Annotated in this window: 21 protein-coding genes and 1 pseudogene; 15 read left to right on the top strand and 7 right to left on the bottom strand. The window is 74.4% G+C overall.

Going from position 1 to position 19,762, the window contains the following annotated elements; translation table 11 throughout:
• Positions 1-3: 3 nt before the first annotated feature.
• The 3 genes from ACIRQF_RS16275 to ACIRQF_RS16265 form a co-directional block, all read right to left on the bottom strand.
• On the bottom strand, positions 4-564 hold the full coding sequence (locus tag ACIRQF_RS16275) for a hypothetical protein (protein ID WP_382477562.1): 561 nt from the start codon (positions 562-564) through the stop codon (positions 4-6).
• Between the two features lie 69 nt (positions 565-633).
• Complete coding sequence (locus ACIRQF_RS16270) at positions 634-2,445, bottom strand: hypothetical protein (protein WP_404092684.1); 1,812 nt, start codon at positions 2,443-2,445, stop codon at positions 634-636.
• A 193-nt stretch (positions 2,446-2,638) separates the two neighbouring features.
• A complete protein-coding gene (locus ACIRQF_RS16265; RefSeq protein ID WP_376627573.1) occupies positions 2,639-2,956 on the bottom strand; it encodes a hypothetical protein in 318 nt (105 codons plus the stop codon).
• 152 nt (positions 2,957-3,108) lie between these two features.
• Here ACIRQF_RS16265 and ACIRQF_RS16260 point away from each other — a divergent pair, with 152 nt between their 5' ends.
• Together ACIRQF_RS16260 and ACIRQF_RS16255 are read left to right on the top strand one after the other, a co-directional pair.
• A complete protein-coding gene (locus ACIRQF_RS16260) occupies positions 3,109-3,738 on the top strand; it encodes a GNAT family N-acetyltransferase (RefSeq protein ID WP_376627571.1) in 630 nt (209 codons plus the stop codon).
• A 370-nt stretch (positions 3,739-4,108) separates the two neighbouring features.
• Entirely contained in the window at positions 4,109-4,333 is a 225-nt protein-coding gene (locus ACIRQF_RS16255; RefSeq protein WP_376627665.1) for a DUF4287 domain-containing protein, read from the top strand.
• Between the two features lie 147 nt (positions 4,334-4,480).
• On the opposite strand, the pseudogene ACIRQF_RS16250 reads toward ACIRQF_RS16255, so the two are convergent.
• Positions 4,481-5,500: pseudogene (locus tag ACIRQF_RS16250) on the bottom strand (MFS transporter); the annotation flags it as partial.
• Between the two features lie 137 nt (positions 5,501-5,637).
• On the opposite strand from ACIRQF_RS16250, the gene ACIRQF_RS16245 reads away from it, so the two are divergent.
• From ACIRQF_RS16245 to ACIRQF_RS16235, 3 genes are all read left to right on the top strand, one after another.
• The gene (locus tag ACIRQF_RS16245; protein ID WP_382477557.1) at positions 5,638-6,615 is read left to right on the top strand and encodes a DUF5937 family protein; all 978 of its coding nucleotides are present in this window, start codon (positions 5,638-5,640) and stop codon (positions 6,613-6,615) included.
• Between the two features lie 74 nt (positions 6,616-6,689).
• The gene (locus ACIRQF_RS16240; protein ID WP_404092886.1) at positions 6,690-7,544 is read left to right on the top strand and encodes an alpha/beta fold hydrolase; all 855 of its coding nucleotides are present in this window, start codon (positions 6,690-6,692) and stop codon (positions 7,542-7,544) included.
• Positions 7,545-7,554: 10 nt separating this feature from the next.
• Positions 7,555-8,616 carry an aldo/keto reductase gene (locus ACIRQF_RS16235; protein ID WP_376627567.1) on the top strand — a complete coding sequence of 354 codons (1,062 nt, stop codon included), beginning with the start codon at positions 7,555-7,557 and terminating at the stop codon, positions 8,614-8,616.
• A 42-nt stretch (positions 8,617-8,658) separates the two neighbouring features.
• Here the strand turns inward: ACIRQF_RS16235 and ACIRQF_RS16230 are convergent, their stop codons facing one another.
• Complete coding sequence (locus tag ACIRQF_RS16230) at positions 8,659-9,522, bottom strand: helix-turn-helix transcriptional regulator (protein ID WP_382477699.1); 864 nt, start codon at positions 9,520-9,522, stop codon at positions 8,659-8,661.
• 126 nt (positions 9,523-9,648) lie between these two features.
• Here ACIRQF_RS16230 and ACIRQF_RS16225 point away from each other — a divergent pair, with 126 nt between their 5' ends.
• From ACIRQF_RS16225 to ACIRQF_RS16210, 4 genes are all read left to right on the top strand, one after another.
• Complete coding sequence (locus tag ACIRQF_RS16225; RefSeq protein ID WP_404092679.1) at positions 9,649-10,455, top strand: alpha/beta fold hydrolase; 807 nt, start codon at positions 9,649-9,651, stop codon at positions 10,453-10,455.
• Positions 10,456-10,470: 15 nt separating this feature from the next.
• Positions 10,471-11,667 (top strand): winged helix DNA-binding domain-containing protein, encoded by a 1,197-nt coding sequence (locus ACIRQF_RS16220; RefSeq protein ID WP_404092677.1) that lies wholly within the window; start codon positions 10,471-10,473, stop codon positions 11,665-11,667.
• Positions 11,664-12,434, top strand: coding sequence for an ATP-grasp domain-containing protein (locus ACIRQF_RS16215; protein WP_404092674.1), 771 nt, complete (start codon positions 11,664-11,666; stop codon positions 12,432-12,434). The genes ACIRQF_RS16220 and ACIRQF_RS16215 overlap by 4 nt, the downstream gene beginning before the upstream one ends.
• 109 nt (positions 12,435-12,543) lie before the next feature.
• The gene (locus ACIRQF_RS16210) at positions 12,544-12,978 is read left to right on the top strand and encodes a YciI family protein (RefSeq protein WP_382477546.1); all 435 of its coding nucleotides are present in this window, start codon (positions 12,544-12,546) and stop codon (positions 12,976-12,978) included.
• A gap of 87 nt (positions 12,979-13,065) precedes the next feature.
• On the opposite strand, the gene ACIRQF_RS16205 is transcribed toward ACIRQF_RS16210, so the two are convergent.
• Entirely contained in the window at positions 13,066-14,493 is a 1,428-nt protein-coding gene (locus ACIRQF_RS16205; protein WP_404092671.1) for an MFS transporter, read from the bottom strand.
• 97 nt (positions 14,494-14,590) lie between these two features.
• Between ACIRQF_RS16205 and ACIRQF_RS16200 the strand changes: the two genes are divergently transcribed.
• Together ACIRQF_RS16200 and ACIRQF_RS16195 are read left to right on the top strand one after the other, a co-directional pair.
• The gene (locus tag ACIRQF_RS16200; protein ID WP_404092669.1) at positions 14,591-15,238 is read left to right on the top strand and encodes a TetR/AcrR family transcriptional regulator; all 648 of its coding nucleotides are present in this window, start codon (positions 14,591-14,593) and stop codon (positions 15,236-15,238) included.
• 71 nt (positions 15,239-15,309) lie between these two features.
• Positions 15,310-15,597, top strand: a complete 288-nt coding sequence (locus tag ACIRQF_RS16195) for a metal-sensitive transcriptional regulator (protein ID WP_376627554.1) — start codon at positions 15,310-15,312, stop codon at positions 15,595-15,597.
• A 134-nt stretch (positions 15,598-15,731) separates the two neighbouring features.
• Here the strand turns inward: ACIRQF_RS16195 and wrbA are convergent, their stop codons facing one another.
• The gene (gene wrbA, locus ACIRQF_RS16190) at positions 15,732-16,343 is read right to left on the bottom strand and encodes an NAD(P)H:quinone oxidoreductase (protein WP_376627552.1); all 612 of its coding nucleotides are present in this window, start codon (positions 16,341-16,343) and stop codon (positions 15,732-15,734) included.
• A gap of 158 nt (positions 16,344-16,501) precedes the next feature.
• Here wrbA and ACIRQF_RS16185 point away from each other — a divergent pair, with 158 nt between their 5' ends.
• The 4 genes from ACIRQF_RS16185 (at position 16,502) to ACIRQF_RS16170 (ending at position 19,643) form a co-directional block, all read left to right on the top strand.
• Positions 16,502-17,167 carry a TetR/AcrR family transcriptional regulator gene (locus ACIRQF_RS16185; RefSeq protein ID WP_404092665.1) on the top strand — a complete coding sequence of 222 codons (666 nt, stop codon included), beginning with the start codon at positions 16,502-16,504 and terminating at the stop codon, positions 17,165-17,167.
• 280 nt (positions 17,168-17,447) lie between these two features.
• Positions 17,448-18,035, top strand: a complete 588-nt coding sequence (locus tag ACIRQF_RS16180; protein WP_404092663.1) for an RBBP9/YdeN family alpha/beta hydrolase — start codon at positions 17,448-17,450, stop codon at positions 18,033-18,035.
• Between the two features lie 10 nt (positions 18,036-18,045).
• Positions 18,046-19,005 (top strand): prolyl aminopeptidase, encoded by a 960-nt coding sequence (gene pip / locus ACIRQF_RS16175; protein WP_404092661.1) that lies wholly within the window; start codon positions 18,046-18,048, stop codon positions 19,003-19,005.
• Positions 19,006-19,046: 41 nt separating this feature from the next.
• Positions 19,047-19,643, top strand: a complete 597-nt coding sequence (locus tag ACIRQF_RS16170; RefSeq protein WP_376627544.1) for an HhH-GPD-type base excision DNA repair protein — start codon at positions 19,047-19,049, stop codon at positions 19,641-19,643.
• Positions 19,644-19,762: the final 119 nt, after the last annotated feature.

Below are 19,762 nucleotides of genomic sequence, written 5' to 3'. Positions count from 1 at the left end.
CGGTCAGACCGGGCAGGGGCGGTACTCCAGGCTCAGTTCGCGGTCGACCGCGTAGCTCGTGCGCATCGCCGCGGCCGCGACCTGCTCCCAGGAGCCGTACTTCGCGTACAGCTGGTCCGCCGTCGGGCCCAGGGGGTTGCCGTACTTGGCCTGGTTGCGCTCCTCCAGGATCCGGACCTCCTCGGGGGTCATCCCGGCCCGGGTGATCTCCTTGGCCTGGTTGCGCATGTCGACCAGCTCGCGGGCGACCTCCTCCTCGGTGGCGCCCGCCGCCCGCATGTCCGCCTCCGTGCGGTGCATGGCCTCCAGGAGGTCGTGGTAGCGGATCCGGGTCCGCTGGGCCTCCACCTTCTCGTCCATCGGCATCACGCGGATCCGGCACACGACCGGGTCCGTGCTGGGACAGGGCTCGTCGGCGGGGGCCGGCGGGGCGAGCGGGGCCGTGATGACCGAACCGCAGGCCTCGGTGGCCGCGGCCACCGAGGAGACGCCGGTGGCCAGCAGGGCGACGGCGGCCGCGAACGGCACCAGGGCACGGCGCGACAGGAAGGGGGAAAGGCGCATGGGCGCATCCTCGGCAGCCGCACCGTGCCCGTTCACGCAGGCGCACCGGTGAACACCCCTACGGGGTGATCAGCTCACCGGAGTGGTGAGGCCGGCCGCGTTGTTGCCCGGGTTGGGGTCGGGGGTGTCGCTCTGGGCGGAGACCCCGTTCGAGACACCGGCGCCCCCGGTCGTCGGCACCGGCGTGCGCACCTTCACCCCGAGCGTGACCGTCGCGGCGCCGCCCCGGCCGAGGGTGCCGAAGTGGCAGATCACCGTGTCGTTCGTCCCGGTCGGCGGGGTGTCGCAGTAGCCCGTGGACGGAGTGGCGCTCGCGTAGCGGAGGCTGCCGGGCAGGTGGTCGGTGAGGACCACGTTCTCCGCCGAGGTCGGGCCGTAGTTGTGGACCCGGATCGTGTACGTGAGGGTGCCGCCGTTCGCGACCGGTTCCGGGCTCGCCGAGATCGACGTGGCCAGGTCGGCGAGCGGGCGGGACACGGCGACGGTGTGGCCGAAGCCGGCGCCGATCGAGCTGACGCCCTCCAGGAGGCGGCCGCACGGCGCGGTCTGGCCGGCGGCGCAGACCCGGACCGGGATGAGGCGGTTGACCTTGGTGCCGTCCCCGAGCTGGCCGGACACGTTGTTCCCCCAGGCCTGGACGGTGCCGTCGGAGCGCAGGGCGACGCTGTGGTGGCCGGTGATGCCCGCGGCGACCGCGGCGACACCGGTCAGCTTGGTCACGCAGCCCTCCGGCGCGCAGACCTGGACCGGGACGGACCGGGCGGTGGTGGTGCCGTCGCCGAGCTGCCCCAGACCGTTGACGCCCCAGGAGACGACGGTGCCGTCGGAGCGGACGGCGAGGCTGTGCTGGTCACCGGCGGCCACCGCCTTCACCGCGGTCAGGAAGGAGGCGCAGGGCGCGGTCTGCCCGACCGCGCAGACCTGTACGGGCTCCGTCGTCTGGCCCCCGGTGCCGTTGCCGAGGGCGTCCCCGAAGCCGAAGGTCACCACGGAGCCGTCCGCCCGGGCCACGACGCTGTGGAACTGCCCGGCCGCAGCGGAGACGGCGCCGGTCACGTTGATGACTCCCGGGACGTTCCAGTTCACCAGAGTGCCGTTGCCGAGCTGCCCGTTGCTGTTGTTGCCCCAGGTCACGACGCTGCCGTCGGAACGCACCGCGAGGGAGTGCTGGAAGCCCGCGGCGATCCGGGTGACGTGGCTCAGGTACGAGGTGCACGGCGCGACCGCCATCGGGGCGCAGACGTGCACCGGCGAGAGCCGGTCCGTGAACGTGCCGTCGCCGAGCCGGCCGACGGCGTTGCTCCCCCAGGCGACGACGGTCCCGTCCCTGAGTACGGCGAAACTGTGGATGTCGCCGACCGCGACGGCCACCACGTCGGTCAGGACCGACGCGCACGGCGCAGGCTCGCCGACGGCGCACACGTGGACGGGCGTGAGCCGGCTCGTCCGGGTCCCGTCACCGAGCTGGCCGCTCGCGTTGTTGCCCCAGCCGACGACGGTGCCGTCGTCCAGCAGCGCGATGCTGTGGCCGTCACCGGCCGCGACCTGCACGACCTTGTCCAGCGGCGCGGTGCAGGTGACGTTCCCGCAGACCCGTCCGGGGACGGGGCTGTCCCCCGTGGTGTTGCCGTCCCCGAGCTGGCCGAAGCTGTTGCTCCCCCAGGTCAGGACGGTGCCCGGCGGCCCCGTGCGGATGTCCCGCCGTCCGCTCGCGCCGTCGGCGTACGCGGGGGACGACGGGGCGGCCAGCACGAGGGCCGTGACCAGGCCGGCGGCCAGGGCGGCGAGGGCTGCCAGCGGTCGTCGCGCAAGGGACCTGAAGGCTCTTCGGGGGGCGGGCCGGCGGCGGTCACCGGGCGGCCTGGAGTCCTTGACGGACATACGCGCTCCTCTCACGGGGGCGGGGCCGGACCGCGGGCGGGATCGCCGACGGCTCCGGCCGACGCGCTCACCATGCGGGCGCGTCCGGGCGCGTACGCGTCAGCGACACCTCGCCTTCACCCGATCAGTGCGGGTGCCGGGGCCGGGTGGAGTGCGCGGGCCACGTCCGCGACCGGGGAGCGGACGGCGCGGATCAGCCGTAGTTGTCACTGGCCAGCCGCAGGGCCAGTTCCTGGAGGATCGACTCGGTGTCCGGCTGCGCGCCGGCGGCGTCATGGGCGTCGGCGACGGCGTCGAAGGCGAGGATGAAGCCGTTGACGAGGGCGCTCAGCGGATCGGAGAGCTGGGCGAGCACCGACAGTCCGGCCTCCTCCGCCGTCGCCTCGGCCGGCACGGCGAACTGACCGGGGATCACCTCGCCCAGCAGGTCCGAGACGAGACTCTCCTCGACTCCCCCGCGCAGCGCCGTGAGAGCGGCGATGGCCTTGAGTTTGATCTCGTTCTCCGTCACGTCCCGAGCCTAGGAGCAGGCACGGGCCCGGGGGCGGAAATCGCGCGACACGCGGGAGGTGATCTGGGAGGCTGCGGGCGATCACGCGGACCGGCACGGGGCCGTGGCACGGGCCACGGCGCGGGGACCGTGACGGGGAGGGTACGCAGGCGATGACGTTCACGTTCAAGGGGCCGGTCCTGGACGGCGATCTCGTCCGCCTGGAGCCGCTCGACCACCGGCACGCGGCGGACCTCGCGGTCGCCGTGGCGGAGGACCGCGGCACGTACGCGTACACGTGGGTGCCGACGGCCGCCGAGGTGGGCGCGTACATCGACACCCAGCACGGCCGCGCCGCGGCGGGCACGCTCGCGCCGTACGCCCAGATCCGGAAGTCCACCGGTCGCGCCGTCGGCGTCACCTCCTTTTGGGACCCGCGGCTGCGACCCGGCGGCGACGCGCTCCAGGCGGTCGAGGTCGGCTTCACGTGGCTGGCCGCGTCGGCGCAGGGCACCGGCGTGAACACCGAGGCCAAGTACCTGCTGTTCCGGCACGCCTTCGAGGTCTGGGACGTCTCCCGCCTCGACCTGAAGACCGACGCCCGCAACGCCCGCTCACGCGCCGCGATCGAGCGGACCGGCGCCCGCTTCGAAGGCGTCCTCCGCAACTGGTCGGTCTCCTGGGCCCCCGGCGAGGAGGGACGCCTGCGCGACTCCGCGATCTTCTCGGTGACGGACACGGAGTGGCCGGAGTGCCGGGACCGGCTGCGCGAGCGGCTGGCGGGGTACGCCGTGGCGCGCTAGGAACGGTCGGCCCGCGGACGCGTGTCGTGCCGTCCGCACGGTCAGCCCGTCGGTCCCGTGTCGTGTCGTCCGCACGGGCGCGCCGGCCGTCCCGTGTCGTCACGTCCGCACGCGCGCGCCCCGGCCGCACAGTCGGCACGTCCGCACCGTCCGCCCGTACACACGGGCGCCCCCGCCGCGAAGAAGATCGGAAAAGACCGGCGCCCCACCGATGAGTTCTCGGTGGGGCGCCGGTCTGCCCTCTTGCACGTCGTCGTCGGTCGATCCGCCGCGAACCGCTCGGCGGTTTCAGGCGGTTCGGCAGTACGGCATCACGCCGTCCGCTCGTTCAGCAACGCTCAGCAGCATCCCGCAGAGAAGAGGTCGCCCCATGTCCGCCACCCCCGCCGCCAAGGGTCCCGCCGCCTACTTCCCGTCCATCGAGAAGAAGTACGGGCGCCCCGTCACCGAGTGGTTCGAGCTCATCGACGCCTCCCCGCTCACCGCGCACATGGAGCTCGTCTCCTGGCTCAAGTCCGAGCACGGGCTCGGCCACGGCCACGCCAACGCCCTCGTGGCCCACACCCTCGCCGGCCGGAACGGCGGCGGCCGCTAGCGCGGTGCGCGCGGTCACGCGGCGGGACAGGGTGAGGGTGACGGCCGCGGTGGTCAGGCCGGCGACGAGGGCCGTCCACCAGAGCGCGGCCGGGCCGGCGCCGGTGTAGACGGTGACGCCGAGGGTGAGGGCGCCGAAGCGGGCGACGCCCCAGGTCCAGCTGTACGCGCCCTGGTAGCGGCCACGGGCGTGGGCCGGGGCCAGGTTGGCGACGACCGTGGCCGAGATGCCGGCGACGATCACCTCGCCCAGGGACCAGATCACGACCGAGAGGCCGAAGGCGAGGACCCCGTCGGCCACGCCGGTGAGGGCGACGCCGACGGCGATCAGCGCGCTGCCCGCGGCCTGCACCGGGATCTGGGGCAGACGGGCCAGGCGGGCCGTGGTGAAGGGCTGGACGGCGACGACCAGGACCGCGTTCACGGCCGCCATCGCGCCGTACACGGCGGGCGACAGGCCACTGTCGTGGATCGCGAGCGGCAGCGCGACCTCGGTGAGCGAGTAGACGAAGAGCTGCACGCCGTAGAGGGGGAGCAGGAGCATCGCCAGGCGGTCGCGGAGGACGACGCCGTAGCCGAGGCCGTCGCCGGCCGGGCGCGGCCCGCGGGGCGGCTCCGTCAGGCGGGTCACGACGACGCCCGCGTAGACCAGCATCGTGCCGGCGTCGACCGCGAAGAGCAGCCAGTAGCCGTGGGCGGCGAGCAGGCCGCCGAGGACGCCGGAGACGGCGGTGCCGATGTTGACGCCCCAGCCGAAGAGCGCGTACGCCCGCTGCCGGCGTTCGGCGTCGACGGCGTCGGCCATCAGCGCGTACGCGGCCGGCGGGACGACCGTCCCGGCGGCGCTGATCAGCAGCGCGGCCGCGGCCATCGTCCACACCCCGGGCGCCACGAACAGCGCGCCCTGCGCCGCCGCGGCCCCGACCAGGCCGATGAGCATCGTGGGGCGGCGGCCGAGGCGGTCGGCGAGGACGCCGCCGACGGCCGGGCCGAGGAGGTTGCCCGCGCCGAGCGCGCCGAGCACGTACGAGGTGTCGGTGCCGGTGACCCCGCGCGAGGCGAGGAAGAACACCAGGAACGGGGTGACCATGTGGCCGAGGCGGTTGACGATCGTGCCGCCGAAGACGGTCCAGACGGTGGCCGGAAGGCCGGTGAAGGAGGAGGGCATGCGCCGAGACTGCGCCCCTGCCCCCACGGCCCTCCAATGATTAAGCTCAGGCCGAATCCGGACGCTCGTCCCGCCCGCGGCCGTCACGTCGGCTCCGCGGCCGGTCGCGTCCCGACCGCGGCTCACCAGGGGGACGCATGGAGTCCGAACTCAGCTTTTCCGCCGCCGATCTGGCACAGACCCGCTTCGCCGTGTCCCCCATGTGGGAGGTCGTCACCAGCTTCCGTCTGCTCCGGGACAACGTCGACCCGCCCCTGCACCGGCGCTGGGCCGCACAGGTACGCCCCCGGGTCGAACGGGCCGGGCTCGACCGCGGGCTGCTCGCGAAACTGGTCCCCGGCGGGACCTTCCTCGCCGACTTCCTCACCCCCACCCCGACCGGGCCCTTCCCCACCCTGACCGGGGAGCTCGACGCCATCCGCGCGGCCTCCCCCGGGCTGATCCGCCGCGACGCCGGCAAACTGCCCGTCGAGGAGGGGGAGATCGACCTCGACCGGCTGTGCGCCGAGATCGAGACGTACTGGGAGCTCGCGCTCGCCCCCTACTGGGCCCGCATCCGCGGTCTTCTGGAGGCCGACGTCTTCCACCGTGCCCGGCAGGTCGCCGAGCACGGCTCCGCCCGCGTCCTCGGCGAACTCCACGAGACCGTACGGTGGGACGACGGGACGCTCAAGCTGGTCCGGCGCTCCTGCTCGCTCACCCGCGACAAGGCCGGCTCCGGGCTGCTGCTCATCCCGTCGGCGTTCGCCTGGCCCAAGGTGCTGACCCGTTCCGTCGCCCCGGACCCGCCCCAACTCGCCTACCCCGCCCGCGGGATCGGCAATCTGTGGGAGCCCCGCACCACCGGCTCCGCGACCGAGGCCGTCGCCGCCGTCATCGGACGTTCGCGCGCGCTGCTCCTCACCGAGCTGGACACCCCCGCCTCGACCACCCGGCTCGCCGCGACGGCGGGCCTGTCGGCGGCCGCCGTCTCCCAGCACCTCATCGCCCTGAAGCACGCGGGCCTGGTCAGCGCGCACCGCAGCGGCCGGTCCGTGCTCTACGCCCGCACGGCCGTGGCCGACGCCCTCCTCTGCCCCGACAGCCACGCCGACCGCCGACTGGAGACCCTGTGACCGCCGCCCCGCCCGGCCAGGACCCGGTCCCGCCCGCCCAGGACCCGGTCCCGCCCGCCCAGGCCCCGGCGCGGATACCGCCCGCCCCCGACCCGGCCCCGTACGCCTGGACCGAGCGCACCCTCGTACGCGACGGGGTGCGCCTCTCCCTGCGCGACTGGGGAGGGGACGGCCGGCCGCTCCTCCTGCTCCACGGGCTCGCCGGACACGTCGGCGAGTGGGACGCCCTCGCGCGGCTGCTCCACGCCGACGGGCACCGGGTCGTCGCCCTCGACCAGCGCGGGCACGGCGCCAGTGAGCGGCACCCGGCCGACGTCTCGCGTACCGCGTACGTCGACGACGTCCTCGCCGTCCTGGACGGACTCGGCCTGAGGAACACGGTGCTCGTGGGGCAGTCGTACGGCGGCCACGCCGCCCTCCTCACCGCCGCGCGCCACCCCGCCCGCCTCGCCGGCGCCGTCCTCGTCGAGGCCGGGCCCGGCGGCATCACCCCGCAGGCGCTGGCGGACGTCGGAGGCTGGCTGCGGGCCTGGCCGGTGCCGTTCCCGTCCCGGGAGGCGGCCGTCGCCCATCTCGGCGGCGGGCCCGTCGGCGAGGGCTGGGCGGACGGTCTGGAGCGGCGGGAGGACGGCCTGTGGCCCCGCTTCGACCCCGAGGTGATGTGCGCCTCGCTGGCCGAGAACGCCGCGCGGAGCTGGTGGGAGGAGTGGGCGGCGATCGGCGTGCCGGTCCTCGCCGTGATCGGACAGCACGGCTTCCTCGAAGGGGAGGAGTACGACGGGATGGCCCGGCGGCTCCCCGCGCTGCGCGGCGTCTGCCTGCCCGGCACCGGGCACGACCTGCACCTGGAGCGGCCCGATGTCCTCCACCGCCTGGTGACGGAGTTCCTCGCCGGTACCCCTTGCCCTGGAGTGGACTCCAAGCCCTAGGGTGCGGCGCATGCGCTATCGGGTACTCGGCGGGACCGGGATCGAAGTCAGTACGTACTGCCTCGGCACGATGATGTTCGGGGCGGTCGGAAACCCCGATCACCAGGACTCCGTACGGATCATCCATGCCGCCCTCGACCAGGGCGTCAACTTCGTCGACACCGCCGACATGTACTCGGCGGGCGAGTCCGAGGAGATCGTCGGCAAGGCGCTGCGCGACCCTCACCGGCGCGAGCAGACCGTGCTCGCCACCAAGGTGTACTTCCCGGTCGGCGGCGAGGGCCCCAACCGGGGCGGCACGTCACGGCGTTGGATCACCCGCGCCGTCGAGAACAGCCTCAAGCGGCTCGGCACGGAGTGGATCGACCTCTACCAGGTGCACCGGCCGGACCACCGCACCGACATCGAGGAGACCCTCGACGTCCTCGGCGACCTCGTCTCCCAGGGCAAGATCCGCGCCTTCGGCTGCTCGGCCTTCCCCGCCGAGCGGATCGTGGAGGCGCACGCCGTCGCCGAGCGGCGCGGGCTGCGCCGCTTCCGCAGCGAGCAGCCCCCGTACTCGCTGCTCGCGCGCGGCGTCGAGACCTCGGTCCTGCCGGTCGCGCAGCGGTACGGGATGGGCGTGCTGACCTGGGCGCCGCTGGCCTCCGGCTTCCTCACCGGCACGTACCGCAAGGGCCGGCCCGTCGACCTCACCCGCGGGCGGGCCGCACTCACCCCGCACCGCTTCGACCCCGAACTGCCGGGCAACGCGGCCAAGCTCGACGCCGTCGAGCAGTTCATGGCGCTCGCCGACGAGATCGGCTGCACGCTGCCCGAGCTGGCGATCGCCTTCGTCGCGGCGCACCCGGCCGTGACGTCGGTGATCCTCGGGCCGCGCACGAGGGAACAGCTGGACGGCCTGATGAAGGGCGCCCCGGTGGTCCTGACCGACGAGGTCCTGGACCGCATCGACGCGATCGTGCCGCCGGGCACCGACCTCTACCGCGCGGACGGCGTCTGGCAGCCGCCCGTCCTGACCGACCCGGCGCTGCGGCGCCGGCCGCTCGGGGAGCGCGCGGCGGCGGACTGAACCGGGGCGGGGGCGCGCGGATGCGGTCCGGCGCCCTCCGCCTCAGTCCGCGGTCGTCGCGAACTGCTCCGTGCCCACCACTCCGAGGAGCGCGAAGCGTTCGCCCGTGTCCGTGCCCGGCGGCGGGGTGAACAGGACCAGTCGCTGCTCGCCCTCCGGGGCGAGCAGCACCTGGCAGTCCAGGTCGACCGGGCCGACGACCGGGTGCAGCACCCGCATCCGGCTGTGCCGGCGCACGCCCACCTCGTGGCGGGCCCACAGCTCGGCGAACTCCTCGCTCGCCCCGCTCAGGCGCTCGACGAGCCGCGTCACGGCCGGGTCGCCGCCGCGGCGGCCGTAGGCGGCGCGCAGGTCGGCGACGTGCAGCCGGCTGTAGTAGGCGTGCTCCTCGGCGGGGTACGCGGCGCGCGCGGCCGGGTCGGCGAACCAGCGCCACACCACGTTGCGGCCGTGCTCCGAGACCGTGCACACCCCGCCGAGCAGCGCCCGGGCCATGGCGTTCTGGGCGAGGACGTTCCCGAGGTCGTCGAGGATCTGCGCGGGGGTGCCGGTCAGCTGGTCGAGCAGGTGCAGCAGACCGGGCGCCACATGGGCGCCGGCGGCGGGCCCGGCGGGCGGGCGCCGGCCGGCCAGCAGGTACAGGTGGTCGCGCTCGTCGCCGCCGAGCCGTAGCGCGCGGGCGAGCGCGGCGAGCATCTGCGGGGAGGGCTGCGGGCCGCGGGCCTGCTCCAGGCGGATGTAGTAGTCGGCGGACATCGCCGCGAGCTGGGCCACCTCCTCGCGCCGCAGACCGGGCGTGCGGCGGCGCGGGCCGACCGGCAGACCCGCGTCCTGCGGGCGGACGCGCTCGCGGCAACGGCGCAGGAAGTCGGCGAGTTCGCGGCGGTCGATCGTCATGACGATCATCCTGCCGGAGGGCGCCCGGCTCATCCAGGGACCGCCGATCCCAGGGTACGGAGGGCTCTCCCGGGCGCTTCCGGACGGCGGCAGAGTCCTCGGTGTCAGCCACCCGGCCTCCCGAGGAGCAGAGACATGGCCACCGTCACCGTCGGCAACGCCCAGGTCCACTACGACATCGAGGGCCCCACCGCGCCCGCCGCCGAGGGGTCCCCCGCCCTCCTCCTGGTCCACGGCACCGGCTCCGGCGGCGCGGTCGTCAACTGGGGCGGGACGGCGCCACGTTTCACCGACCGGCGGACCGTCATCACCCCGGACCTGTCGGGCGCCGACCGGACCGTCGACGACGGCGCGCCGCTGACCGTCGAGGCCCTCGCGGCGCAGGTCGTCGCCGTGATCGAGGACGCCGGCACCGGGCCGGTTGACCTGCTGGGCTTCTCCATGGGCGCCCCGGTCTCCGCGGCCGTCGCCGCGCTCCGCCCGGATCTGGTGAACCGGCTCGTCCTGGTGGCGGGTTGGGCGTACACGGACGGCGACGAGTACCTGCGGAACCTCTTCACCCTCTGGCAGCGGCTCGGCGAGCACGACCCGGCCGGCTTCGGGCGGAGCGTGACGATGACCGGGTTCAGCCGCGGCTTCCTCAACGCGATCGGCCGCGAGCAGGTCGAGGCGCTGATCCCGAACATGCCGCCGACCCCGGGGACGCTGCGGCACGTCGCCGTCGACCTGGGCGTGGACATCCGGGCGCTGCTGCCGCGGATCGCGGCGCCGACCCTCGTCGTCGGCTGCACGCAGGACGCGACGGTGCCGGTGGAGAACAGCCGGGAGCTGGCCGCGGCGATCGGCGGCAGCGCGTACGCCGAGATCGACGCCGGGCACGTCGTGCTGTTCGAGAAGGAGGACGAGTTCGTGAAGACGGTGACGGACTTCCTGGCCTTCTGAGGCCATCCTGGGCCCATGAGCGAGAAGAGCACGGGGACGACGAGAACGATCGGCGTGGAGGAGCGCCGGGCCAGGCTCGCGCTACGGCACCGCCTGGCCGGGGCGGCGCGGGCGGCGACGGCCGAGGAGGTCGCCGGCTCACTGGTGGCGCTGCACGCGACGGACCCGGCGACGGTGTTCCTGGCGGCGGGGGCACGGCTCACCGCGGACCGGGACCCGGTGGCGGAGGTCGAGCGGGCGCTCTACGAGGACCGCACGCTGACCCGGATGCACGGGATGCGGCACACGGTCTTCGTCGTCCCGACCGCGCTCGCCGCGGCCGTCCACTCCTCGTCGTCGGCGGCGGCCGCCGTCCGCGAACGCGCGACGCTGGTACGTCAGTTGGCGGCGGGCAGCGACTACGACGAGGCGTGGCTGGCCGAGACCGAGCGGCAGGTGCTCGCGGAGCTGGCGGAGCGGGGCGAGGCCACGGGCACGGAACTCGGCTCGTCGGTACCGCGGTTGCGGGCGCAGTACGTGTACGGGGTGGGGACCAGCCAGGAGGGCCCGCAGCCGGTGTCCAGCCGGATCCTGCGCCTTCTCGGCATGGAGGGCCGGATCGCCCGGGGCCGGCCGCAGGGCAGCTGGACGTCGAGCCGCTTCCGCTGGGCGCTCGTCCCGCCGCACCCCGACCTCCCGGCCGCCGAGGCGCAGGCGGAGCTCGTACGGCACTGGCTGGCCGCGTACGGGCCGGCGACGGAGGCCGATTTGAGGTGGTGGACGGGCTGGAAGGTCACCGACGTACGCCGCGCGCTGACGGCCCTCGGCACGCGACGGGTCACGATCGACGAGGGCGTCGGGCACGTCCTGCCGGCCGACCTCGAACCCGTAGCCGCCCCGGCCGAGCCCTGGGCCGCGCTGCTCCCGGCCCTGGACCCGACGCCGATGGGGCGGCAGGCACGTGACTGGTACCTGGACCCGGAGCACCGCCCCGCGCTCTTCGACCGCAGCGGCAACATCGGCCCGACGGTCTGGTGGAACGGCCGCGTCGTCGGCGGCTGGGCGCAGCTCCCGGACGGCGAGGTGACCTGGCGCCTCCTGACGGACGTGGGCGAGGAGGCCGTGGCGGCGATCCGGACGGAGGCCGCCCGCCTGGCCGCCTGGGTCGGCGACGTCCGCATCACCCCGCGCTTCCGTACGCCCCTGGAGCGGGAACTGGCGGCGGGCGCATGACCGCCGACGTCCTCCTCATATCCGCCCAGCGCACCTCCACCGCCCTCCTGCTCGCCGAGGCCGCCGCCCGCCGCGGCCTGGCCGCTCGGGTCCTCGACGGCCCGCCGGACAGGGTGGTGCGCCCGGGCGAGGCGGTGCACTGGTACGGCGGCCCGCTGCTCGCGGACAGGGTCGCGGAGCCGCTCGGGCTCGGCCTCCTCGAACCGCCGGACGCCTGGCTGGCCGAGCTCCCGGAGGAGTTCACGGGCCGCCGCGTCACGCTGACGCCCCTCGCCGCCGCCCGCCGGGACCTCGCGGAACCGGCGTTCGTGAAACCGCCGGGCGACAAGTCCTTCCCGCCGGCGGTGTACGCGGAAGGGGCGGCCCTCCCGGACGGCCTGCCGGCGGACACCCCGGTGCTGGTCTCCGGTCCGGTGACGTTCGCGGCGGAGTACCGCCTGTTCGTCCTGGACGGCCGGGTCAGGACGGGCAGCCGCTACGTCTCGTACGGGCGGCTCGACCCGGGCCCGCTCAGCGAGGAGGCGCGCCGTTTCGGGGAGCGGCTGCTGGCGGCGGTGGGCGGTTCGCTGCCGAGCGGGGTGGTGGTGGACGTGGGCCGCACGGACCGGGGCGGCTGGGCGGTGGTGGAGGCGAACATGGCCTGGTTCGCGCACGCCTACGCGGCCGACCCGGCGGCGGTCCTCGACGTGGTGCTGCGCTCCGCGGGCCCGCGCGACCGGGTCGGGGAGCGGGACCGTTCGTACCTCCGGACCCGCCCGAAAAGGTGACCTGCGGCGAGGTGTCGGGAAACGCGCACCGGCGCCGACGTCTCCTGTGAAAGGACGGCGGAGGCCGACACACCCACCGCGCGAGCCCGAGGAACCCAAGGAGATCGTCATGAAGTACCTGGTGATGGTGCAGGGCGCACAGGCCGACTACCACGCCATGGCCGGCAGGGCCTCGGACCACAGCCCGGCCTGGAACGAGCAGGACCTCAGGGCGATGTTCGCCTACATGAACGCGATCAGCGACGACCTGGCCGAGACCGGGGAGCTCGTCGACGCCCAGGGCCTCGTCGAGCCCGCGAGGACCCGGTTCGTGACCGCCGACGCCGAGGGCCGCCCGGTCGTCACGGACGGCCCGTACGGGGAGACGGAGGAGGTCCTGGCCGGCTACTGGGTCCTCGACTGCGCGAGCCTGGACCGCGTGACGGAGATCGCCGCCCGCGTCGCCCAGTGCCCGGCCCCGCCCGGGTCCCCCGTCTACCCGGTGGTGATCCGCGCGATCGACGAGGGCGGCGGCAGCGACGCGGGCGGCGTCACGAAGGCCTGAGGGGTCCCCGCGCCCGCGGAGAGGACCTGGCGCGCGCAGGTCCTCTCCGGCGTCCTCCCCCCGTTCGGTGCGCGCGCGGGTCGCTCCTCAGTGCGCGTGCGGGCCGCCCGTCAGGTGGGGGGTGCCCTTCGGGACGAGGAGGGGGGTCAGGAGGGCCGTCAGGGCGGCCGCGGTCGTGAGGAGGGTGAAGGCCGTCGTGAAGGCGGCCGGGTCCGTGCCGTCCAGCGCCGGGGCCGCGACGGTGGAGACGGCGGCCACGCCGAGGGAGCCGCCGAGTTCGTGGCTGGTGTTGACGATGCCGGAGGCGAGGCCGGCCTCCTGGGGGGCGATCAGGCCGAGGGCGGTGGTGGTGGCCGTGACAAAGACGGCGCCGAGGCCGGACGCGGCGACGGTCAGGCAGGGCAACAGGGTGGTCCAGGGGCCCGCGTCGGCCGGGAGGAGGGCCGGGGGCAGGAGGGCGAGCGCGGTCAGGGTCGTGCCCGCCGTCGCCAGGACGCGGGGGCCGGCCGTCGCGACCAGGCGGGAGCCGAGGTGGGCGCCGAGGGCGGTGGCGACGGCGACCGGCAGGAAGAACAGGCCGGTGCGCAGGGCGGAGAGGTGGTGGACGTGCTGGAGCAGCACCGAGCCGAGGAAGAAGAAGGAGATCAGCAGCCCGGTCGCGACCAGCATGAGCAGTGAGCCCGCGACGACCGGGCGGCGGGCGAGCATCCCCGGGTCCATCAGGGGGGCGGCGCTCGCCTTCTCGGCGCCGAGGAAGAGGGCGTAGAGGGCGGGGGCGGCGAGGAGGGGCAGCAGGGCCGGGGGCGAGGTCCAGCCCGTGTCGCCCGCGCGGATCAGGCCGTAGACGAGGGAACCCGTCGCGGCGGTGACCAGCAGCGCGCCCGGGAGGTCGAGCCGGTCGGGGTGCGGGGCCCGGGCCGGGAGGACGCGGGGCAGGGCGGCGAGGAGGGCCGCGCCGACCGGGACGTTGAGGAAGAAGATCCACGGCCAGCCGGGGCCGTCCGTGAGCGCGCCTCCGAGGAGGACGCCGACGGCCGAGCCGGTGCCGCCGACGGCCGCCCAGATCCCGAGGGCGCGGGGGCGTTCGGGGCCGTGGAAGAGGGTGGTGACGAGGGCGAGCGCCGCCGGGGAGAGCAGCGCCGCGCCGACGCCCTGCGCGATCCGGCCGCCGATCAGCAGGGTCGCGTGCGGTGCGAGGCCGCAGAGCAGGGACGCGGCGGTGAAGAGAGCGAGTCCGGCGAGCAGGACGCGGCGGGCGCCGAGCGCGTCGGCGAGCCGCCCGCCGAGCAGCATCAGGCCGCCGAAGCACAGGGTGTAGGCGGTGACCACCCAGGTCAGGGCGGTGCGGCCGAGGTGCAGGTCGGCGGCGACGGCGGGCAGCGCCACGTTCACGACGGTGACGTCGAGGACCAGCATGAACTGGGCCGTGCACAGCAGCGCGAGAGCCGTCCGGCGGCCCGCGGGAGCGGGGGTGCGGGCGGGGGCGGCGACGTGGACATCCGGGTGAGGACTCATAACTGAACTGTACGGGACAGTTCAGTTATGAGGGAAGGAGGAAAGAAGGGCAAGGTGAACTCGACCGTTCAGTTCAGTCCGTGCCTAGGGTTGGCCCATGAAGACCGCACCCACCGGGGCCCGCGCCGCCCGCAAGCGCCAGGCCATCGTGCAGGCCGCCCGCACCCTCTTCCTCCGCGAGGGCTTCGGCGTCGGCATGGACGCCATCGCCGCCGAGGCCGGCGTCTCCAAGGTGACCGTCTACAACCACTTCGGCAGCAAGGAGGCCCTCTTCACCGCCGTCGTCGCGGGCGCCCTCGACGAGCCCCTGGACGACGACCGGGAGGGCGGCCCCGACCTGCGGCGCCTCGCCGAGGCCGGGCCCGGCACGGGCGAGCTCGCCGTCGCCCTCACCGAGGCCGGCCGCGCCTGGATCCGCGCCGTGCGCGACGACGGCGAGGGCCGCGCCCTGCGCACCCTCGTCGCCACCGAACTGCACCGCTTCCCCGAGCTCGGCAGCGCCTGGCGCGCGCACGGTCCGGCCGGCCACCACCCCGCCGTCGCCGACGCCCTGCGCACCCTCGCCGAACGCGGGCTCCTCGACATCCCCGACCTGGAGGTCGCGGTCCTCCAGCTCTACTCGCTGCTGGTCTTCCCGCAGATGGTCTTCGAGCAGTACGGGACGGAGCTCGACGCCGACCTCGGCGAGCGGCTCCTCACGGACGGGGTGGAGATGTTCCTCCGGCGGTACGCATCCGCCGGCTGATGTCATCCTTGGTCCTCGAGGGTCCCCGTCACGGCCGTCGTCACGGGGAAGCGGAAGTTCGAGGAGTGGTCGTGGAACTGGAGCTCGCCGGCGCGGAGCTGAAGGCCGTACTGAACCGGCTGCGCCGTGCGCAGGGACAGATATCCGGCGTCATCCGCATGATCGAGGAAGGTCGCGACTGCGAGGAGGTCGTCACCCAGCTGGCAGCCGCCTCCCGCGCGCTGGACCGGGCCGGGTTCGCGATCATCGCGACCGGGCTGCAGCAGTGCCTCGTCGACATGGAGAACGGGCGCACGACGGGCGAGGACCCGGAGAAGATGCGGGCCCGGCTGGAGAAGCTCTTCCTGTCGCTGGCCTGATCGGCCTGATCCGAAAGAGACGGCCTGGCCGGCGCAGGCTGCGCGCCCGCCCGCGTACGGACGGAAAACGCCCCTGGGGAGATGTCCCCGGGGGCGTTTCCGTGCGCGCCGGCGGAATTCCCGGCGCGGGCGGATCAGTCGACCGCCAGGCCCTTGAGGCGCTTCGCGATCGTCGTCAGGCGCAGGCCCTGGTACCGGGCCGCGGCGAGGACCTTCTCGTCCGGGGCGCCGTTGGCACCCGGGTGGGCGGTGCCGTAGGGGTTGCCGCCGGCCGCGTAGACGGACTGGTCGGTGTAGCCGGGGGAGACGATGACCGAGCCCCAGTGGTGGAACGTGTTGTAGAGGGCGAGCAGCGTCGACTCGTTGCCGCCGTGGACGTTGTACGCGCTGGTGAAGGCGGTGGCCGGCTTGTCGGCGAGGACGCCCCGGTTCCACAGGCCGCCGGAGGTGTCGACGAACTGCTTCAGCTGGGCGGCGACGTTGCCGAAGCGGGTCGGCGAGCCCAGCGCGTAGGCGTCGGCCCACTCCAGGTCGTCGAGGGTGGCGATCTCGACGTCACCGGCGGTGGCGTCGATGTGGGCACGCCAGGCCGGGTTGGCGTCGATGGCCGTGTCGGGGGCGAGCTCGGGCACCCGGCGGAGCCGGACCTCGGCGCCGGCCTTCTCGGCACCCTCGGCGACGGCCTGTGCGAGCTGGTGGACGTTCCCCGTGGCCGAGTAGTAGATGACGGCGACCTTGACGGACATGACGTGCCCTCCTGAAAACCGGATCACTTTCCGCTTCAACGGGGAAAGCGTAAGCGGACATCTATCCGCTTTGCAAGGGGGGCAGGTATGCTCAGGTCAGGGCCGGACCGAGGAGACGGGCCGCAAGGGGGTAGCGCGCGAAAGGCAGGCGACAGGAGATGAGCACGAGGAAACCGGGCACCGGGACCGGACCGGCGGACGCACCTGCGCCGAAGCCCCTGCTCAGCCTGCTCCCGACGGTCGGCGGCCCCGCCCCGGAGCGCGCCGACGCGGCCCGCAACCGGCGCAAGATCCTCGACGCCGCCGCCCGGATCGTGGCCGAACAGGGCCCCGGGTGCGTCACGATGAACCAGGTCGCGCACGCGAGCGGCATAGGCGTCGGCACCGTCTACCGCCGCTTCGGCGACGTCTCCCAGCTGCTGTGGGCCCTGCTCGACGACCGGGAGCGCCAGTTCCAGGAGGCGTACATGAGCGGCCCGCCGCCGCTCGGCCCGGGCGCCCCCGCCGCAGAGCGCCTCGACGCCTTCCTCGACGCGCTCGTCGACCGCGTGGTCGAGCAGCGCGAGATCCTGCTCGCCGCCCAGACCGCAGCCCCCACCGCGCGCTACACCAGCGGCGCGTACCTGGCGATGCACGCCCATCTGACGCTCCTGGCCGGCCAGGCCCGCCCCGGCGCCAACGCCCCCCTCCTCGCCCACCTCCTGCTCGCCCCGTTCTCGCCGAGCCTGATGCACCACCTCTCCCAGGAACAGCGCCTGTCGGCCGACGAACTGAAGGCGGGCATACGCCAGCTGCTCAGCCTGCAGGTCCCCACGGAACGCTGACCGACACGGCAGAACGCGTGGCGGTGGTTCGAAACCCCGCGGTACCGCCTCGCGCGGCGCGGGCGGCACCGGAGCCTGTCCGTCGTCGACCGGCTCGTCTGCGCGACCATGGTCCACCACGGTCTCCTCGTGCTGCAGGACGACCAGCGCTTCACCGCGGCAGCGGGTCCGCTGCCGGATCTCGCGGAGCACGACGTGCACCGCGTCCCGCGGTCCCCTCCCCCGTCCGTTCCTTGAGACACGCTGCACCGCACGGGCGCCACACCCCACGATCAGCCCCATGACGACCTTCCTGATCCTCCACGGCTTCCAGAACCACCGCCCTGCCGGCCACTGGCAGCACTGGCTCGCCGGTGAGCTGCGCGGACGGGGCCACGAAGTGCGCTATCCCCAGCTGCCGGAGCCGGACGCCCCCGTGCTCGCGGACTGGCTGGACGCGCTGGAGAAGCACGGCGAGCGGCCCGCCGACGGTGCCGAGTTCGTCGTGCTCGCGCACAGCCTCGGCGTACTGCTGTGGCTGCGGGCGGTGGCCGCCGGCCGGGCACCCGCGGCGGGCCGGGTGCTGCTCGTCGCGCCGCCGTCGCCGCCGGTGACCGCGTCGATCCCGGAGATCGCGAGGTTCGCGGACGGGCTGGCCCTCACGCCGCCCCTCACCCCGGCCGGACGCACGCCCGCCCGGCTCGTGTTCGGCGACGGCGACCCGTACTGCCCCGAGGGCGCCGACGTGCACTACGGCACCCCCCTCGGCCTCGACATGGACCGGGTGCCCGGCGGCGGGCATCTGAACCCCGACCACGGCTACGGGGCCTGGGACTCGGTCCTGGAGTGGTGCGAAAACCCGGCGACGCGGGTACGCGGCAACGACTAGCGTCGGGCGGATGCCTACGGACACCTCCCCCCAGCGCTTCCCCGACCTCGCCCCGTACGCCGAGGGACTGCTCGACGTCGGCGACGGCAACCACGTGTACTGGTCCGTCGCCGGCAATCCCGAGGGCAGGCCCGCCCTGGTGGTGCACGGCGGGCCCGGGTCGGGCTCCTCCCCGGGAGCCCGGCGGGTCTTCGACCCGGCGCGCTACCGGATCGTCCAGTTCGACCAGCGCGGCTGCGGGCGCTCCACCCCGCACGCGAGCGACCCCGCCGCCGACATGTCGGTCAACACCACCGCCCACCTCGTCGCCGACATGGAACGGCTGCGCGAACACCTCGGGATCGACCGCTGGCTGCTCCACGGCGGGTCCTGGGGGTCCACGCTGATCCTGGCCTACGCCGAGGCGCACCCCGAGCGGGTCACCGCGATCGTGATCGCGGCCGTGACGACCACCCGCCGCTCCGAGACGGCCTGGCTGTACGAGGGCGTCGGCCGCTTCTTCCCCGAGGCGCACGAGCGCTTCCGGGCGGGCGTCGAGCACGCCGAGGACCTGCTCGGCGCCTACGCGGCCCGCATGAACCACCCCGACCGCGCCGTGCGCGAGCGGGCCGCGGCCGACTGGTGCGCCTGGGAGGACGCCGTCCTCTCGCCGGAGGGCCAGGGCACCCCGTACACGGACCGGGTCGACGACACCCGGCTCGGCTTCGTCCGCATCTGCTCGCACTACTTCTCCCAGGGCGCCTTCCTGGAGGAGGGTGCCCTGATCCGGGACGCGCACCGGCTCGCCGGCATCCCCGGCGTGCTGATCCACGGCCGGCTCGACATGGGCGGGCCGCTCACCACCGCCTGGGAGCTCGGCCGCGCCTGGCCGGACGCCGAACTGCACGTCGTGGAGAACGCCGGGCACCTGGGCGGCAACGAGACGAGGCGTCTCGTCCTGGAAGCCCTCGACCGTTTCGCGAAAGGGTGATCCGCCGGGCGGGGGCGGGCGCCCGGCGGGATGATCGTGACATGAGCCCCGCGATCCACCTCGCCCAGCAGCCGGAGGCCGACGAGCTCCTCGGCCGCTCCCCGCTCGCCGCGCTGGTCGGCATGCTGCTCGACCAGCAGGTGCCCATGGAGTGGGCGTTCTCCGGCCCCTACACCATCGCGACCCGCATGGGCCACGACGACCTCGACGCGCACGAGATCGCCGCCCAGGACCCGGAGACCTTCGCCGCGCTGCTCTCCGAGAAGCCGGCCGTGCACCGCTACCCCGGCTCCATGGCCAAGCGGATCCAGCAGCTCTGCCGCTTCCTCGTCGACGAGTACGCGGGCGACGCCGAGTCCGTCTGGCGCGACGCCGCCACGGGCGCGGAGCTGCGCGCCCGGCTGGAGGCGCTGCCGGGCTTCGGGAAGCAGAAGGCGCAGATCTTCCTGGCCCTGCTCGGCAAGCAGTACGGCGTGCGACCCGAGGGCTGGCAGGAGGCGGCCGGCGCGTACGGCGAGAAGGACTGCTACCGCTCGGCCGCCGACATCACCGGGCCGGACTCCCTGGCCAAGGTGCGTGCGCACAAACAGGAGATGAAGGCCGCGGCCAAAGCCGCCAAGGCATCGAAATCGCCCTAAACAAAGGGGAATTGCTAATTCCCGATGCCAATCCTGTTCAACCTGACAGGAATTGTGTGAGATGTGTTCACAGAATCCCCTGGCGATCGCTAACTTCCCCTCAACCACGTACGAACCGG

It is taken from the genome of Streptomyces sp. NPDC101191 (assembly GCF_044767915.1).
In the GTDB taxonomy this organism is placed as follows: domain Bacteria; phylum Actinomycetota; class Actinomycetes; order Streptomycetales; family Streptomycetaceae; genus Streptomyces.
The sequence above is the reverse complement of the archived record's forward strand: the minus strand, read 5'-3'. Positions and strand labels throughout refer to the sequence as shown.